19 protein-coding genes are annotated in these 17838 nt (G+C 44.1%); 9 read left to right on the top strand and 10 right to left on the bottom strand.

The features are described from left to right. Window positions 1-46 precede the first annotated feature (46 nt). The 4 genes from KUV50_RS18055 to KUV50_RS18070 form a co-directional block, all read right to left on the bottom strand. Entirely contained in the window at window positions 47-700 is a 654-nt protein-coding gene (locus KUV50_RS18055) for a DUF5683 domain-containing protein (protein WP_222581606.1), read from the bottom strand. A 146-nt stretch (window positions 701-846) separates the two neighbouring features. Next, window positions 847-1758 (bottom strand): ParB/RepB/Spo0J family partition protein, encoded by a 912-nt coding sequence (locus KUV50_RS18060; protein ID WP_222581608.1) that lies wholly within the window; start codon window positions 1756-1758, stop codon window positions 847-849. Between the two features lie 3 nt (window positions 1759-1761). Further along, window positions 1762-2547: a ParA family protein gene (locus KUV50_RS18065; RefSeq protein WP_222581609.1), complete on the bottom strand. Its 786-nt coding sequence runs from the start codon at window positions 2545-2547 to the stop codon at window positions 1762-1764. Window positions 2548-2552: 5 nt separating this feature from the next. Beyond that, window positions 2553-3233, bottom strand: coding sequence for a metal-dependent hydrolase (locus KUV50_RS18070; RefSeq protein WP_222581610.1), 681 nt, complete (start codon window positions 3231-3233; stop codon window positions 2553-2555). A 202-nt stretch (window positions 3234-3435) separates the two neighbouring features. Here KUV50_RS18070 and lipB point away from each other — a divergent pair, with 202 nt between their 5' ends. Genes lipB through KUV50_RS18090 form a run of 4 tightly spaced genes read left to right on the top strand, consistent with a single transcriptional unit; the run spans window position 3436 to window position 5745 of the window. After that, window positions 3436-4173 carry a lipoyl(octanoyl) transferase LipB gene (lipB, locus tag KUV50_RS18075; protein WP_222581611.1) on the top strand — a complete coding sequence of 246 codons (738 nt, stop codon included), beginning with the start codon at window positions 3436-3438 and terminating at the stop codon, window positions 4171-4173. Next, window positions 4131-4661 (top strand): acyl-CoA thioesterase, encoded by a 531-nt coding sequence (locus tag KUV50_RS18080; RefSeq protein ID WP_222581612.1) that lies wholly within the window; start codon window positions 4131-4133, stop codon window positions 4659-4661. Before lipB ends, KUV50_RS18080 begins: the two co-directional genes overlap by 43 nt. 55 nt (window positions 4662-4716) lie before the next feature. Further along, window positions 4717-5211, top strand: a complete 495-nt coding sequence (locus KUV50_RS18085) for a hypothetical protein (protein WP_222581613.1) — start codon at window positions 4717-4719, stop codon at window positions 5209-5211. Window positions 5212-5235: 24 nt separating this feature from the next. Next, on the top strand, window positions 5236-5745 hold the full coding sequence (locus KUV50_RS18090) for a DUF6930 domain-containing protein (RefSeq protein WP_222581614.1): 510 nt from the start codon (window positions 5236-5238) through the stop codon (window positions 5743-5745). A gap of 243 nt (window positions 5746-5988) precedes the next feature. On the opposite strand, the gene KUV50_RS18095 is transcribed toward KUV50_RS18090, so the two are convergent. From KUV50_RS18095 to KUV50_RS18110, 4 genes are read right to left on the bottom strand one after another with little or no spacing between them, the layout of a single operon-like run. Beyond that, window positions 5989-6258 carry a hypothetical protein gene (locus tag KUV50_RS18095; protein ID WP_222581615.1) on the bottom strand — a complete coding sequence of 90 codons (270 nt, stop codon included), beginning with the start codon at window positions 6256-6258 and terminating at the stop codon, window positions 5989-5991. 3 nt (window positions 6259-6261) lie between these two features. Next, window positions 6262-7041, bottom strand: a complete 780-nt coding sequence (locus tag KUV50_RS18100; protein WP_222581616.1) for a Rossmann-like and DUF2520 domain-containing protein — start codon at window positions 7039-7041, stop codon at window positions 6262-6264. Next, window positions 7038-9866 (bottom strand): cytochrome c biogenesis protein CcsA, encoded by a 2829-nt coding sequence (gene ccsA, locus KUV50_RS18105; RefSeq protein WP_222581617.1) that lies wholly within the window; start codon window positions 9864-9866, stop codon window positions 7038-7040. The genes KUV50_RS18100 and ccsA overlap by 4 nt, the downstream gene beginning before the upstream one ends. A 5-nt stretch (window positions 9867-9871) precedes the next feature. Further along, window positions 9872-10270, bottom strand: a complete 399-nt coding sequence (locus tag KUV50_RS18110) for a cytochrome c maturation protein CcmE (protein ID WP_222581618.1) — start codon at window positions 10268-10270, stop codon at window positions 9872-9874. Between the two features lie 282 nt (window positions 10271-10552). Between KUV50_RS18110 and KUV50_RS18115 the strand changes: the two genes are divergently transcribed. Continuing rightward, window positions 10553-11647 carry a hypothetical protein gene (locus tag KUV50_RS18115; protein WP_222581619.1) on the top strand — a complete coding sequence of 365 codons (1095 nt, stop codon included), beginning with the start codon at window positions 10553-10555 and terminating at the stop codon, window positions 11645-11647. Window positions 11648-11658: 11 nt separating this feature from the next. On the opposite strand, the gene KUV50_RS18120 is transcribed toward KUV50_RS18115, so the two are convergent. Then, a complete protein-coding gene (locus KUV50_RS18120) occupies window positions 11659-12027 on the bottom strand; it encodes a hypothetical protein (RefSeq protein WP_222581620.1) in 369 nt (122 codons plus the stop codon). Between the two features lie 333 nt (window positions 12028-12360). Between KUV50_RS18120 and dusB the strand changes: the two genes are divergently transcribed. From dusB to KUV50_RS18140, 4 genes are all read left to right on the top strand, one after another. After that, complete coding sequence (dusB, locus tag KUV50_RS18125) at window positions 12361-13356, top strand: tRNA dihydrouridine synthase DusB (protein WP_222581621.1); 996 nt, start codon at window positions 12361-12363, stop codon at window positions 13354-13356. A gap of 94 nt (window positions 13357-13450) precedes the next feature. Then, complete coding sequence (locus KUV50_RS18130; RefSeq protein ID WP_222581622.1) at window positions 13451-14872, top strand: CCA tRNA nucleotidyltransferase; 1422 nt, start codon at window positions 13451-13453, stop codon at window positions 14870-14872. A gap of 12 nt (window positions 14873-14884) precedes the next feature. Then, entirely contained in the window at window positions 14885-15343 is a 459-nt protein-coding gene (locus KUV50_RS18135) for an FKBP-type peptidyl-prolyl cis-trans isomerase (protein WP_222581623.1), read from the top strand. 207 nt (window positions 15344-15550) lie between these two features. Then, window positions 15551-16489, top strand: coding sequence for an Rpn family recombination-promoting nuclease/putative transposase (locus tag KUV50_RS18140; protein WP_222581624.1), 939 nt, complete (start codon window positions 15551-15553; stop codon window positions 16487-16489). 275 nt (window positions 16490-16764) lie between these two features. On the opposite strand, the gene KUV50_RS18145 is transcribed toward KUV50_RS18140, so the two are convergent. Then, window positions 16765-17595, bottom strand: coding sequence for a deoxyribonuclease IV (locus KUV50_RS18145; RefSeq protein WP_222581626.1), 831 nt, complete (start codon window positions 17593-17595; stop codon window positions 16765-16767). Between the last annotated feature and the right edge of the window lie 243 nt (window positions 17596-17838).

The following is a 17838-nucleotide window of genomic DNA, read 5'->3' on the forward strand; positions in this document are numbered from 1 at the left end:
AACGTCCAACGCATGGGTGTTTCGAGCCCTGAAGGTGCGATGTACTTCAATCCAATCGATAGCTGAATCCAATCACAGGAATGACATTCGGTGTCAGGGTAGAAGAACCGTAAATGCCTGCCCGGTCCAGCGGAGATTTGCCGTAACGCAAAGACAGATCATCCGATATCTCAAAATTCTTGAGGTGGGCATCGACATAAGCTTCAATGCCGTTCATAAGGTAGATGGCTGCCGTGGCAATGATGCTGAGCTGATATCTTTTGTAATAAACATCCCGAATCCGACGGAGTGATTCCTGATTGGGGTATTTTTTAACCAGCTCGTTCTCCGTGTTCGGATCAAAACTCTCACTGTAAGCTGTTCTGAAATCCTTATAGTTTTGGTGATTGTCAGCGATAAACCAGATACTGACACCCAATCCTCCATATATAAAAGGGGTTTTCCACCAGGACCGGTTGTATATCTGCCCAAGACCAGGCAGTGCCAGCGAATACCACAGTGCTTTTTTGGGGTTGGGTTGCCAGGGATCTTGATCTAGGTTGACCGTATCCAGACGTAAGCTGTCATTACTCCGCTCCGTTAAAATTTCTGGCGTCTGCAGACTGTCGTTTTGCCCGTTGACCGGATGGATGGCCATAAGAAGCAAAAGAACCAGAGAAGTGGCATTCAGAACTAATCGATATTTACCGTATCCTGGCATGAAGCAACTTTTTATAGTATCGCAAAACCTCTTGATGGTGTTGTTCCCGCTCATGTAATACCCATTCTGCTGTCTTTGTTGGAGCTCCACATCTGTTTTTTGCAATGGATGTATCCGGCTGAAGCTGACTGGAATAATTCACATCCTTAGAAGCTGTCCTGATCGATGACTTCCAGAATTTCTTCCAGGTGGTTTGGTGTTTCAAATTTAATTTTGATTTCCCCTTTCATGCCGTCCCGGCTGGTAATCATTACGTTCGCACCGAGGGTTTCGGTCAGTCTGCCTTCAATCCGTTGAATTTCCGGATCGCGATCTTCTGATTTTTCTTCCTGGCGATTTTTGGATGTATGGAGATCCCGGATAAGTCGTTCCGTCGCCCGTACGGAGAGTCCTTTGTTCAAGATCTGGGAATACACATACAGACATTCGTCGATTTTTGTCAGACTGAGCAAAGCCCGGGCATGTCCCATCGACAATTTTTTTTCCTTAACCCCTTTTTGTACTTCGGGTGGTAATTTCAATAACCGGATGTAATTCGTGATCGTGCTGCGGTTTTTACCGATCCGGTTGGACAGTTCTTCGTGCGTGATATTACATTCATCGATCAGTCGCTGATAGCTGATGGATATTTCAAGCGGATTCAGGTCTTCCCGCTGGATGTTCTCCACAAGTGCCATCTCCAGCAATTCAATGTCGTTCGCAATACGGACATAGGCGGGTATTGCTTCGAGTCCTGCGAGTTCTGCCGCACGAAATCGACGTTCTCCGCTGATAATCTGGTACTTATCTTTGTGGAGTTTCCGAATGGTAATGGGTTGAATGATCCCATGTGTGCGGATGGATTGGGACAATTCTTCCAGCGCCTCGTCGTCAAATTGATTCCGGGGCTGATCGGGGTTTGCCTCGATTTTTTCCAGGGGGATCTGAAAGAGTAATTGATCCGAATCAACCCCTTCGCCCTCCGCTTTGATCGGCAGACTGATTTCCCGTTCTTCATCCATATTGGACAAAAGCGCCTGAAGCCCTTTGCCCAATTCTTTTTTCTTTATTTTAGCCATAGTTTATGCCGTTTGGTGTTCGACCACATGTTGTTTATTTATAAATTCATGAGCCAGATTTAAAAAATTACGGGCGCCTTTGCTCCCTGCGTCATAAATTATAACTGGCTTTTGGACGCTGGGCGATTCACCGATTTTGGAATTTCGGTGAATAATGGTTTCAAAAACGTAATCCTTCACATGATTCTGAACTTGCTCGACAACCATATTGGCCAGTCGGAGCCGTTTATCATACATCGACAGAATAATGCCTTCGATGGTCAATTCTGGATTGAAATTCTGCCGAACCAATCTAATGGTATTTTTGAGTTTTCCTAATCCATCCAGTGCAAATATTTCGCATTGTATGGGAATCAGCACACTGTCCGCAGCGGTCAGGGCATTGAGTGTCAACACACCGAGACTGGGCAGACAATCGATGAAAATAAAATCATAATCATCCTGCAGTTCCCGGACCAAAAGCTGAACCCGTCCATGCCGGTTGGTCGCGTGAGCCAATTCCACTTCTGCACCGACCAGATCAATCGAAGAGGGCAGCACAAAAAGATTGGGTGTTTCTGTTTCCATAATGGCCTCCCGGGCTGATGATTCGTTCATCAGACAGTCGTAGACTGAAGTTTCCACGTCATCCTTCTGAATCCCAAGTCCATAGGTCGTGTTGGATTGAGGATCCAGGTCAATGACCAGGACTTTTTGTTCCAGGATAGCCAAACAGGCGGCCAGATTGATCGCTGTTGTTGTTTTTCCTACGCCACCTTTTTGATTGGCAATCGCAACAATTTTACCCATTTATATTATATTTCTTTCGTTTCTCCGATGGAAAGTAAATGGCCTTCGATATCGTGATCTCGGAAATAGGCCATAACTTCTTCCTGGTCAATTTTTATGACCTCAAAGGTATCAAAATGGCAGCCAACAATCGTATTACAGGCCAAAAATTCAACAGCTAAAGGTACATCGGTGTATTCCATCGTGAAGTTGCCGCCAATCGGTAAAATGGCAAAGTCCAACGGGGGACACATCATGGGGATCAACTTCATGTCCATGGTCAATCCGGTGTCTCCGGCAATGTAAAATGTCGCTTCATCTGCTGTGATGACGAAGCCCAAAGGATTGGCTCCATAACTGCCATCAGGCAGCTGACTGGAATGCGTCGCTGCAACGGCACGGACGGTCCCAAAATCAAATTTATGTCGCCCGCCGGTGTTCATCCCGTGTCCTTCAAAGCCTTTTTCAGCATACCAACTGACAATTTCAAAAGAGGAAATCACGGTGGCATTCGTGCGTTCCAGAATTCGCTCGGCATCGAGAACGTGATCCTGATGGCCATGTGTCAATAGAATATAATCGGCCGGAATGGTGTCGACATCAATGTTTTTGACCAGTTCATTTCCGGTAATAAACGGATCCACCAGAATGACTTTGCCATTGAGTTTGAAGAGAAAACAGGAATGACCAAAATAGGTGATGTTCATAAAATATGGTATTTGCTCTGTGAAAAAGTTATCAACTACGAAGATATATATTATTCGTCAAAAAGACATATCTAATCATTTGCGTTATATAAGGTACTGAAAACCTATACTGCAAAAACAAGAACCGAAACGTTATTGTTGCAATTTCAGGACGGATAATGGAAACCCTTTTCAGAACTTTCTTTAAATTGCCGGCCGAAGTATGTATCACAACAAATTATCCATAGAGCATTGGGGGCGCATCGACTATCAAGAAGCCTGGGACAGACAAAGTGTCTACCAAAGAAAACTGGTTGCGCTGAAGAGAACGGCGCGTGCAGAAGGAATCGTCCGTAATGAAGGGACGCATTTTTTGGTTCTTTGTGAACATCATCCGGTTTATACCTTAGGGAAATCGGGTAAAACAGCCCATTTGTTAGTCAATGAACATTTTCTGAAAGAACACGGAATTACCTTCTACAGAATTAATCGGGGTGGCGACATTACTTACCACGGACCCGGGCAATTGGTTGCATATCCGATTCTGGATCTGGAATTTTTTTATACCGATATTCATCGGTATGTCCGAACCCTGGAAGAATCCGTGATTCGCACTCTGGCTGACTATGGAGTGGTCGGTCGGCGGATCGAAGGGTTTACCGGCGTGTGGACCGGACAAAAATCTGCCCGGAAAATATGTGCAATCGGCATTCACATGAGCCGATGGGTGAGTATGCATGGTCTGGCATTCAATGTCAATACCGATCTCACGAATTTTCAGTACATCGTTCCCTGTGGGATTGAAGCGGAGAATATGGCCGTGACGTCCTTAGCCCGGGAAGTGGGACATGAACTGGACATAACGGAAGTTACGACTCGTTTTACGAATCACTTTACCCATTTATTTAATATAGATCAATGCGAAGAAAGAAAAACCCAAAAGATTCATATACCATCATGACCCATCTGGTAATGCCCAATGATACGAATCATCTCGGTGATTTGATGGGAGGAATTTTGATGCGTTGGATGGATGTCGCGGGAGCTATGGCGGGGATGCGGCATTGCAATTCTCCGGTGGTGACGGCAGGAGTTGATCATGTTTCGTTTGATCTGTCGATTCCTCTTGGCGCTATGGTCGTGCTGGAAGGATGGGTGACCCGCGCGTTTACCACCTCCATTGAAGTATTCATTGAAGTGTTCAAAGAAGATCTTGATGGTCAAAGAACGAAATGTAATGAAGCCTTTTTTACATTTGTTTCCCTGGATCGGGAGACTCGAAAACCAATTCAAACACCTCTGGTTGAGCCGGGTACGAAACGGGAACATGCGCTCTACGACGGGGCTCTTCGACGAAGAGAGTTGCGTCTGATCATGGCCGGCCGGATGGAACCAGGAGAAGCAGGGCATCTGAAAGCCTTGTTTGACAAGCCGGATACAAGCCGTTAGAAGTGAGGTATCGGGCGTTTCTTTTAGTTTTAAATTTTTAAAGCCAATTCATACCATGCGGATTACAGATCAAAATCAGGCTCGTTGGGAAGCACTTTATAATTCCGCGATTGAATTCCGAAATTTCAAACCTTGGAATCACTTTGATGATTCGTATATTTTTGGTGTCCGGGATCCATGGTCTGATGAAATTGGGTGGTGCGTTATCATGGGGAATGGCGGAATAGTTTATGGATTAGCCGTTTACACGGGCAAGGCGGGTTTTTTAAGTTATGAAAATATGATTTATAGCTTTGAGGAAGAAGACGGACTTGGTATCGCATTGAGTCAAAAGTGTCTTAAGGTAGAGTTTGATGACCGGGGGGATATCGAAGATACAGATCGAGAAATATATGAGAAGCTTGGTCTCCGCTTTCGGGGGCACAATCAATATCCGGTGATACGGCGCAGTGATCCCGGGTATTACCCGTGGCCACTGGAATCAGAGGCTGAAGTGGTTTTTTTGAAACATTGCCTGGATCAGTCGATTCATGCCGTACAGTTGGCTTAGGCGGGAAAGATCACGTTGTCGAATATGGATGATGACGAACTACTGGTTATGGTTCCCAAATCAATGGAAGCGGAGGATACTTTGACCTGGGATCCGGTTCTGATGCCGCGGCCCGAGACGGAACAAACCCATCAGTATGTCCCCGATCCTTTTTTAGTGAATCGAATAAAACACGAACTTCCGAAAAAGGATGCGGTCCTGTTTCTGGCCTTGGATTTTATAGCAACTCCTGTTCAGGAGTATGCAGAGCAACGTCCGTTTTTTCCACGACTGGCCCTGTGGGTCGATGGAGAATCAGGACTTATAGCGGGAAATTATACGTATGCACCTCAGAACATCTGGAAGGAGTTTCAAGCGGACTTTCTAGAATTAATCAATAAGGTCGGATATATCCCGGAATCAATCGGAATAAACAGCCCCATGGGGATGGAATTCATGGATGTGTATGGTGATCTGCTTGATGTGGATCTTGTTTATGCGCCTGAACATCCATTGTTCGCCGAGCTTCGTTCGACTTTCCAGCAGTTTTTTTAAACCAAAAAGGATTCGGTCTCAATTATCCGCGGACTCTTTAATTCCTATTAACGCGTGAGGACGTGGAGTGTTGTGGTACAAAATATTCTATCATTAAACAACATCTACGCTGCTTAGGCAGTGCGACTTCTCTGAGGATGATGAATACTGCAAAATCATCTGCTAATAATTCCGTACACGAATACGTTATGCGAACTTAATTTCTTATAATTATTTATAAAACAGTGCAATGGGATAGGGCTCTTATATGATCTCGGGAAGCTCCGGATCCATGGTGGGGCCCGTCTCAAACTTTTGACGGAACATCAATAGTCCATCCAGTTGTTTTTCGATCATCGAAAATTGGGTGTAGTCATTTTCCTGGTGTAAAGCATCCATCACCTCACTTTTATCTTCTTTGAACTTGAGGATGATTTCGCTCTGTCCTTTTTCAAACTTGACACTTAATTTATCGTTTTGATCGAAGAGTGTAATTTTTATTCTCGGGTGTTCGAGTTGTCCTATGACACGCATAATTTAACTATTTTGGTTAATGTAATCCGCCAACTGGCGATAGAGTGCCGTCAATCGTTGGTCGTGCTTGGCCAGGTAGGTTTCTTGCCGTTCCACAGTGTTCCAGTCCCCGCGAACCGCCGGACCTGTTTGAGCCTGGTTTGGGGGAATTGTTTTTATTTTATCCGTTGTTTCTTCAATCAATGGGGTCAGGTGGTCAAAATTCAGATTGTGATCTGCACAGATCTTGTAACCTATGGCATACATCGCGTTGGTGTAATTGCAGCAGAATACGGCTGAAATGTGAAGGGCGATGCGCTGATCGTCATTAATTTCCTGAATTTTCGGAGAAATATACCGACTTATTCTTCTTATGGTTTGGAGTACTGATTCATTGGATCCCGAAATAAAAATCGGAATCTCTGAATAGTTGATCGATTTCTCCCTGGAGAAGGTCTGGAGTGGATATATCACGCCATAGTTTTTGAAGTAAGGCGCGATAACGTCTGTGGGTGTACTTCCAGAACAATGACATACGATAACTTCTTCCGGGAATACGTCTTTCATGGAACGCAAGACCGGTAAGATAGCGTCATCTTTGACGGCGATGATGATCAGACCGCAATCGGAGAGTTTTTCCAGCTGGTTAGTCACATTGATTTCCTCGGTGTTTTGATCGTCTGACACCCGACTCCGATTGAAGACGACGAGTTCCAGGCCTTTCGCTTTATGAAAAACCTGACTCAGGTGCCTACCCACATTCCCATACCCTATGATCCCTATCTTTGAGATCTTGTGTCTCATGCTCTTTTTCTTCTTCGGCGCAAATAAATCGAGATGAAGAATCCGGCCATCATTAAACTGCTTCCAAGCCAAAAAAGATTGATCCCTGGGAAAACAATCGCTTCGAGTACGATAAAATCACTCCGTGACACATCCTCAGCAATACGTATGGGGAATCGATCAGATGCATCTTGGGTTCGCTCACCAATCATAAATTCCATTTTACCGGTGCCGGGATCTATCTTAATAAAGTTAGCGGCCAGACCACTGCGTGGTTTGAAGTCACGGATAAAGTTTGGTTGGTTCTGACGAATGACAAAAACCGGTTCCAGTACGTCGACGAGAATACCCGACTTGTTATGAACCTGCAGTATGGCCTGGACGGCGATATCACCCTCCTCGGCTTCATATTCTGGATGGGTGATTTCTTTTTCGAGTCCAGACAGCGTGATGGTGTAGGGGTCAAAAGAAACCGTCTGTCCTTTTTCCAGAATCAACTTATGGTAATCGAGGTCTTCATCTTTGGGATACAGGAAATTGACAAATCCTTCCCCCAGCCGTACCTTTGCCCGGTTTTTATTGGACTTGGCCGGGTAGTGAACGACAAATCGATGATCTTTAATGACCATGGTTGGTTTGGCCAAAAAGGTAAAATTACTTTCCGGATTAATGAGAAGGACATCGGCGCTTACGGCAATATCCGAATCCTCCGGCGTATAGTCCTGGTGGTAAGAATCAAAATTGACTCCCTTGAGTACAGCAACCTGATCCCGAAGATAGATCGTGTCACCAATCGGGATATCATACTCCTCGTAGGGTAATTCTTTTTCTCTTTTTTGAGCCTCACTCACATTCATGACTTCCGGTGGAAGTGCTGATATGCTGGTGAAAATGTCTTTTTCAATTCGTCGATCTGTCGATGGATTGAACGAGACTACTTCCGAAAAGTCATTGGCGTAGACCGATGATGGACTAAGTTCGAACGAATCGACACGATTTCCTTTCTGATCAATCTCTGTAAACCGGATGGAATACAACCGTTCGTTTCGCACCAGTGTATCCTTGTAATACAGCGCTTCATAATTGCTCATTCGCATGGGAATGTCTTTATAAAGCAAGATGTTCTGATTGGCCATCGTCTCATCCTGAACTAATTCCCGCATGACAAATGGATTGGTGGAGATATAGGTTTTCTGCAATCCCGAAGCCATCACTCCCCAAATCATAATCGCAAATCCCGCATGCGACACCACAGATCCCAGTTTCTTAGCATTGGGTTTGAAACCACTGAACAGATAAACAATGTTGGTCATGAAACCATAGGTGGCCGCAAAAATAAGCAAGACATAACCCAGTCCTTGCCCACCGACCCATTTTAATCCGATCCATGCCAATGGAATAGATATGGCCAGACTGATCAGTAAATCCCGTCCAATTTTACGGAAACGCTTTTTGTAATTCTTCTCCCGGTACCTCAAAAACTGGGCGGTCCCCGCCATCAAGCCGATCAGCACAGCGATCCAAAGCTGATAGCGGTTGTAATGCGCGATGGGATCCAGTGGGGTGGTCCGGTGCCAGGAACTCAGATCCTGGCCAGCTATGGAGCCAAAAAAGTCTATGATTTTATTAAAGACTGGTATACTGGTCGTAAACGTTATTAGTATGGTGGACAGGATAAGTACAAAGGATCCCAGGTACATCCAAAATTCTCTGGACCAGAAAGGTTCGTCTTCTTTGCTGGAAGGAATGAATTTCCCCCGCGTATAAAAGATCCACAGGCCCAGACCAATGAAAAAGAGGATGAAAGCCAGTAATTGGGCTTCCATACCACTGGAGGTAAATGCGTGAGCTGAGCTCTCTGCAGTGAGTCCGCTTCGGGTAAGGAACGTCGAATAAAGAACCATAATAAACGCCAGAGCATACATGCCATAGGTCATTTTATAGGAGCGTCTGACGCTTTTTGCAATGACATTGGTGTGTATCGCTGCAACTAAGATCAACCAGGGAACCAAAGACGAGTTCTCGACCGGATCCCAGGCCCAGTAACCACCAAATGACAGCGCTTCATACGCCCAGGCTCCACCCATCAAAATGCCGACACCAAGAATTCCGGCGGCCCATAAGCCCCATTTCAGAGCGGGATTTACCCATTTGGTATACTGTCTGGTGGCAATTGCTCCACCACTAATGGCAAACGGGATACTAGTCAAAGCAAATCCTAAAAATAAGGTCGGTGGGTGTATCACCATCCAGTAATTCTGAAGCAAGGGATTGAGCCCTCGTCCCTGGATAAGCTCCAGGTAGTTCGCTGTGGCAAACACATCTGAAGCGTTTTCTTCCCGAAGCAAATTAAATGGCGAACTTCCGATTTGCAGATCACCGATCACCAGACCGAGAACCATACTGCTCAAAAAGACCTGTATCAATGCCATGATCCACATCGTGCTCGCTTCCCAACGGGACGATACTTTAATGAATACGACGCTGATAATCACTTGCCAAAAGGTCCAAAGCAAGAAGCTTCCTTCCTGATCTTCCCAAAATGCCGAGAACATATATTTGAAGGGTAAATCATCTGATACATGGGCCCACACATAGTTGTATTCATAACGATGATTCAGCATCAGGCTAAATAATATAACGATGGCGGCAATGATCGTCACCCCGTGAACATAAAAACTATAACGCCCTATTTTCTTCCAGCTGTCGTGGTTGTCGCGATCAGAATTCGAAAGTACATAAGCAATCGCGCTCACTAAAGCTGCTACGAAGGCTGTAATAATTAAGTAATGACCGACTTCTCCAGGCCAGAGAAGTTCGCCAATGTAATCAATGTTTTCAGTCATGATCGTTATTCTTCAGTTTCAGCACGAAGATAGATTTCTTCATCCTTGTATTTGGAAGGACATTTTAACAGGATGTCGCTAGCCATAAATTCTTCACCTTGCAGTTTACCGGTTACTACGATTTGTTCGGACATTTCAAAATCTTGGGGCTTGGCCCGATTCATTACGACTTTTCGGGTGACACCATCCTTGTCGATAACGTGAAATGAGAAATAATTAGGATCTTCGGCAGGATCGTAATAGATCTCTTTATCTTTAGCCAGTTCACCTACTATTTTTACTTGTGAAGTGGTGGCTGCGGCATCCTTAAAAGAGGCATAAGTTGAGAAGTCCTGAGAGGCAGTAAAAATCAAGGCTAATGCAACAAGGAGGATCCCGATCGCTGCTATATGTATTTTTTTCATTGTAACGCTTTTTTTGAACCTTTGAATTCACTACAAAGGTACTAAGATAATAAGGAAAAGGGGCACAATAGAGAGCAAAAGTTAATCGTGCCGCTGTTAATATGGGGTTAATTCGGACCCCGTTTATTAAATGAACGAATTGTTCTTTTGAATATATGTATTTCCGTATGGTTTTGGCACTTTTGCGCCCCAGAAAAAATTGATGCCTGATTTTGTGGTGTTATTTTAAACTGACTTCGGGCTTGTTGGGTTTAGTTGTATGAATATAGTCGAAAAAATATTATGAAGCCATTGATTGAGTTAAATCGTTTGTCATTTCTGATTGATCAGACTGGTCTTCCAGGCCCATCGAGGGTTCTCATCAGTCGATCTGGCAACGTGCCCGTTTTGCAGACGCCATTTACCATCAACGTGAATGAATATCGGTGGTATGAATCTGATCAGAGTGGATACACGCTAGCGTTGCAGGTCATGGTGGAAGGCTTGGCTCAAGATCCTCGGTGGACATTGGACGTTAAAGCTGAATTGCGATTAAAGGTCAAGTGGTCTGATCAGGTGGTAGAATGGGGGCGGGCTGTCCCGTTTGAGCTAGTACAGATCAAACTGAGTGAGAACAGTCAGGTGTTGATCGATGAGCGCCAAGTGGACTTGATTCCTACCGTTAATAAATTATTATCCAGACAGGTAATCCAAAGTGGATTTATAACCCAGTCCTGGATTAATGCGCAAATTGAGCATCTTTCTCGCACCTATTTCGGTTCTGATTTGCTTCCAGAGTTGCTGCAGAACTTGTTTTACCAGGTCAGGAGCAAATTGGATGCAGAATCTGGTTTGGTGGAGCTGTCCGCAGCTTATCAGCAGGATCACTTTGCTCAGACAGATCAAGCGCCCTCTTATCTGTTTTTGAAATTGCCTACCTCGGATATTGAGTACTTTGTCGGGAATTTTGACTGGCCTGATATTGAAGTCAAAGGCTATACTTTAAAGGTTCGAGGCTTAAAGGTACAGGAAAATGGTTTATTGGAAATTGATGTCCGAGAATCCGGCCACGATTGGATGTTTAAGGTAGGTCTGACATTGACGCTTGCGGGCAATACGATCACGCCCAATGTACAGTTCATTCGCACCGAAGGGCTGGGATTTGTCACCAAAACTCTTTTTAAGTTATTTAAGGGAGTCATCAAACGCCAAATAGAAGGACGTCCGATTGATGTTGGTGTGGGCTATGCAAATTTGATGGATTCCATAAGAGCCAAATATCCATTTATTCAGTTTCAGCCGGGGGATCAGATGCTCGTGGATGCGTTGTCTTTTCATAAACAGCGCGTCGAGATCATGGTTCATTTTGAAAAGGAACCTGTCGGAGCGGTGGTCTGACGGTATCAGAATCAATTTTTATTTCTCAAAAAGTAGACGGTTCGTCCACTCAGACTATCGATGAGTTCCAGAGCCAGCGTGTCTGCGGACAGATTTTGAATGGATAGGTTACGTTCAGTTTCTTCGCCGTCCGGGAGCAGGTGGAGATGGTCGTTTTTGATGTAATAGTTTCCCTGCTCTGATTTTTCACCTTGAAAAGTATATTTGGGGTATTCAAAATGAAACCGGATGCCTTCAGGCAATTCGTGTTCTATCGATTTTTCATTTTCTGAAAGTTTTACAGCACGCCAATTTCCTTCGATCAATTTCTCAGCATGGTTGTCGGTACAGCTGGTCAGTGTAAAAATGGTGCACAAAAAAATGAACAGTGAATTACGCAAATCATTTTGTTTTAATTAAAAATAGCCATTTCAGTTTCAATGGCTTTTCAGCGCGCAAAGTTACAATCTGTGTTTCATATTTGGGAAGTTGTGATGATATTTTTATTAGGATATGATCATGTGGGGCGACCCGATGAGATGATTAATGACTGAGATGGGGGTGTATAAACATTTTCGATGAATGATCCGTGGCTAAGCACCGCATTGGTGGGTGTGGAGCACATATTATAACAAGTAATAGCCCGTTCAGGTATTAATAAAAAACACTTTATTTTCTAGGAGAACTGTTTCTCATTCAAAATTTTTACTTTTGCAGTTTAATAAAATGATCAAATGGTATCCATTGGAAATATAGAGATTCCTGATTTCCCATTGCTGTTGGCGCCGATGGAAGATGTGTCCGATCCGCCTTTTCGCGCATTGTGCAAGAAACAAGGCTGTGACCTGATGTATACGGAGTTTATCTCGGTGGAGGGTTTGGTGCGTGATGCTGATAAAAGTGTGCAAAAGTTGGACATTTTTGATTACGAACGTCCCATTGGAATACAAATCTTCGGAAGTGATGAAAAGCATATGCGGAAGGCGGCGGAGATCGTGGAAGAAGCACAGCCGGAGATTTTAGATATCAATTATGGGTGTCCGGTCAAAAAAGTAGTCAATAAAATGGCCGGAGCCGGGATATTGCAGGATGTAGACCGCATGGTTGCTCTGACCAAAGCAATTGTTGAATCCACAGACCTTCCCGTGACTGTAAAAACCCGGTTGGGATGGGATGAGAATACCAAGTATGTGGTGGATGTCGCAGAGCGGCTTCAGGATGTGGGGATTAAAGCCATCAGTATTCATGGACGAACCCGAAAACAAATGTACAAAGGAGAAGCGGACTGGTCCTTGATCGGTCAGATCAAAGAAAATCCAAGAATGCACATACCGGTTTTTGGGAACGGGGACATTGATTCGCCCGAGAAAGCCGTAGAGTATAAAAATCGGTATGGCGTAGATGGCGTGATGATCGGACGGGCGAGTATAGGTAATCCCTGGATTTTTCGGGAAATAAAACACTATATTCAAACCGGGACGATACATCGGCCCCCTTCCATCGAAGAACGGGTAGAAGCAGCCCGCGAACATTTACAGTTTTCACTGGAATGGAAAGGTGAACGGCTCGGGGTGGTCGAGATGAGACGACACTATACGAATTACTTTAAAGGGCTGCCAGGTATTCGGGCATTTCGACAAAAACTGGTGACGGAGTATGATCCGGATACGCTCATGGAAATACTGGATGATTTAAAGGTGCATTATATGGATGCAGATGTGCTGGCGTAAGAAATGTCATAATTTAATTGAAGAGCGCACCTGAATTATTTCTTTGTATGAAATGGAGGGTGACTGCGATGGTATAATACTTAGAATGGAAACAATGTCGAAGGTTCATTTGGAATCACAAGAAAAGGTTCTGTTGGAGAAAATCTCAAAAGCGGTCGGAGAATTAAGCACCGAAGCCTATGTTATCGGTGGATTTGTACGGGACCGTATTCTAGGCCGACCCAGCAAAGACATCGATATTGTTTGCAAGGATGATGGGATCGATTTGGCCCGTAGATTTGCACAAGACAACGATCTGGAGTCCAGTCTTAAACTCTACAGCAAGTACGGGGTAGCGATGGTTCGATTTGGTGATTATGAAATCGAATTTGTGGGCGCCCGAAAAGAATCCTATTCACAGGACAGTCGAAATCCACGGGTCGAAAAAGGCAGTTTACACGATGATCAGTTGCGTCGGGACTTCACCATCAATGCGTTGGCCTTTTCAGTGAAAGATTATGAGGAACCTGATATTATCGATCCGTTTGACGGCATGATGGACCTGGAACAGGGGATTATCCGGACGCCTACGAATCCGGACCGAACCTTTTCTGATGATCCCTTGCGGATCATGCGGGCCGTCCGTTTTGCTTCCCAATTGAATTTTGAATTGGAATCAGGAACATCGAAAGCAATTTCAGCTAATGCGCACCGATTGAAAATAGTGAGTCAGGAACGTCTGACGGTGGAGTTCAATAAGATTTTACTTTCCAGTAAACCCTCGGTCGGTCTTGCATTGATGGAACATCTGGGATTGATGCCTTATATTTTGCCCGAATTGTCAAAAATGAATAACGTGGAGGTGGTGCAGAACAAAGGACACAAAAACAATTTTTACCATACGATTGAAGTCGTTGATAATGTGGCTCAATCTTCTGATTCACTGTGGCTGCGTTGGGCGGCTTTATTGCATGATATCGGGAAGCCTCGCACCAAACGGTTTGAGAAAGATCACGGGTGGACCTTCCACGGTCATGAAGTCGTCGGCGCACGCATGGTGAAAAAAATATTCAAGCGCATGCGGCTTCCATTGGATCACAAGATGAAATATGTGGCTAAGTTAGTTCGGTTGCATCTTCGACCCATTGCTTTGGTGAGTGATGAAACGAGCGATTCCGCCATACGTCGATTGCTGTTTGACGCCGGCGACGACATCGATGATCTGATGGTACTCTGTGAAGCGGATATTACCTCCAAAAATGAGTACCGGGTGAAAACCTATTTGAATAATTACAAAAAAGTTCGACAGCGAATTGTTGAAGTGGAAGAAAAGGATCATCTGCGCAATTGGCAACCACCGATTGACGGGCAATTGATCATGGATACTTTCGGGATCAAACCAAGCCGTCAGATCGGCGAAATTAAGACGGCGATCCGGGAGGCTATTTTAGAAGGAGATATTGAAAACACCTATGAGGCCGCTTATGCGTTTATGATACAGGAAGGTGAAAAATTGGGTCTTCGACCCGTGAAATAAATCAATGGAAGTATGAAAAATTGGATAATTATTTTGGCACTGGGAGCTATGGTTTTGCTGTTCTCGTGCGAAGAAAAACAACAACAGCAAAATGTAGATTGGGTCAGTGTGGACGATAAGATCATCACGGATTATCTCGATGATAATAACATCGAAGCCAAAAAGCACGTCAGCGGATTGTATTACAGGATAACCCAGGAAGGCAATGGGCAGCACCCAAATGGTACCAGCATTGTCAATGTTAATTACAAAGGATATTTTTTGGATGGCGAGGTGTTTGATCACCAGACATCCATTGAGTTTCCACTAACCAATGTGATCCAGGGGTGGCAAATCGGGATTCCACTCGTGTCCAAAGGGGGGAGCATTCAGCTTTTTATCCCATCGTATTTGGCGTATGGACGCCAGGGGAATCGAGGTATTCCCCCCAATACTGTATTGTTGTTTGATGTGGACCTTATAAATTTCTGATTTGGTGGAAGGAACCACGCATGATGCGTGGCAAGCTCTGTGGCGGTGGGCTGTCGGGTGAGCAAGGTGGTTGTCATCTGGTTTTCTGATTTGGTGTAAGGTAACAACGGCGTTGGGCTTCCGGATGAGCAAGGTGGCATACATCCGGCATCTATGTATACGATTCAGTGTACATTATTGAATGAAAAGGTTTATATTGTATTCACTATGAGCCATGTTCATCATCCGCATGATCAGTTTTTTAAGACGATTTTTTCCGATATCAATGCGGCAAGAACTTTTATGCAGGCGTTTTTACCAGAGAAAGTTGTAAGACACCTGGACTTAACCACATTGCGGATAACAGATAATATATTTCTAACGGATGAGTTATCGTCTGAGTTTGCTGATTTGGTTTTTGAATGTGCGTTGAATACTGACTTAGAACAAAAGATTTTTATCTCATTACTTTTTGAGCATAAAAGCACCCCTGAAAGGTATGCATTGATCCAGGTTGGACAGTATTTACTGGGAGGATATCGTAAACAGGTAGCAGGTAAGATTAATCCGATTCGATTGATTGTGCCGATACTATATTATCATGGTACACAGGATTGGAATCCGGGTAGAATCAAGGATTTATTTGATAATTGTCCCACTGATTTAGAAATGTTTATCCCGGACTTTGATTACATATTCCAAAATATTACCTTGTTTTCTGATGAGGAGATACAGGATCTGCAAGATCATGTGCTTATACCCGCGTTGTTGATCCAAAAGTATTTTAAAGATATAAAAAAACTGGTTGATTTACTTGACGTGATTTTCTACAACCTTAGTCTTATGGAGGATGAAGGGAACTATAAGAAGAGTTACTTCGTTTATATCTATGACTTATTTGAGAAGGATAAAAATGAACTTATGAAAAAGATCGAAGAACTGGAATATCCCACCCGCGATAAGACCAAGAATTATATTTTGCAGTTAGAACAGCAGGGAATCGAGAAGGGAATCGAGCAGGGAATTGAGCAGGGAATCGAGAAGGGAATTGAGAAAAGTGTAATAAAGCTTCTTAAGAATGGATTTGAAATGAAAGTGATTTGTAAGGTGATGGAAGTGACCCCGGAATATGTGACCAAACTTCAAAATTCTATAGAAAATATTTAAGCTGTATGATCAAAACCATAAGCTAAACTTACTATAATAATAGGTCTGACGTGTGTGGAAAGCTGAGGTACTGTATCTCGTGAACCATAATTGTCCGATAGAAGTTAGGAGCGAAAATAAGTTGATTAATTAACCAAAACGGTCAAAGCTATTTAGGGAGGCACAAAGTACACAGCCTCAAATCTCCAGTCTCCAGCATCCAGCTTCCAACTTCCAGCATCCAATTTCCAATTTCCAGTCTCCAGCCTCCACATTCTACTGTCAATTTTCAACTGTCAATTGATAAAGCTCCTCAACCGTTCCAGATTCTTCTCATCCCAATCATCCTTTTTTGGGGTTTCGATGACCTTAGGAATATCCGGAAAATGCTGCATAATGTATTCAAACGGTGCATCTCCGATTTCTCCATGGCCGATGTGTTCATGCCGGTCAATATGGCTTCCGAGTTCTCCTTTGGAATCGTTCAGATGAAATGCCGCTAATCGGTCCAGACCAATCACCTCATCCCATTGATCGAGCGTTTCCTGAATACCAGATTTACTCCGAATGTCGTATCCGGCCGAGAAGGCGTGACAGGTGTCAAAACAAAATACGATTCGATCATTATCCACCTGATCGGCGATCGTCTTAAGTTCCTCGAAAGAACGACCAAGCGTGGTTCCTTGCCCGGCGGTGTTTTCAAGCGCAATCTTTACCTCAGAATCGCTGGTGTTTTGGAGCACTTGATTCAGTGATTTTGCCACTTGTTCCATCGCTTTTTCCGGATCCTGATCTTTGGCCGCTCCGGGATGAAGAACCGTAAAGGCCAGGCCTGCCTGATCACATCGCTGCAATTCTCCCGTTAGGGCCTTGAGTGATTTTTCATGGAGCGCTTTATCCCGGGCAGCAGAATTGATGAGGTACGAACTGTGGGAAAAAATAATTTTTACCTTTTGCTCCTTCTGGCGGGCCTGGATTTGTTGGCCTTCTTCATCGTCGATCTCTTTTTCCCGCCATTGGCGTTGATTTTTCGTGAAAATCTGAAAAGTATTAATGCCCAGTTTCTGAGCTTCATCAAATGCATTAATAATTCCTCCGCTTATGGAACAATGTACACCAAGTAGCATATACGTTTTTTTAGTTGAGTCCGATTGACCGTGATTTGAAAATATATGACCAACCGGAAGTATGGGCCTAAAACCATTTAACCAGTCGATGATCGCCACGGGAAATATACGGAATTGGAAGATGTAATCCAAAATAGTTGATGATTGAGTCCACTCCAGAAAGTCATATTTTAAATTATTAACCCCGGTGCTTGCGCCATTATAGCTTTAGCGCACTCGGTCAGCACGGGGTATCTATCATGA

The organism is Membranihabitans marinus (assembly GCF_019802045.1).
Classification (GTDB): domain Bacteria; phylum Bacteroidota; class Bacteroidia; order Chitinophagales; family Saprospiraceae; genus Membranihabitans; species Membranihabitans marinus_A.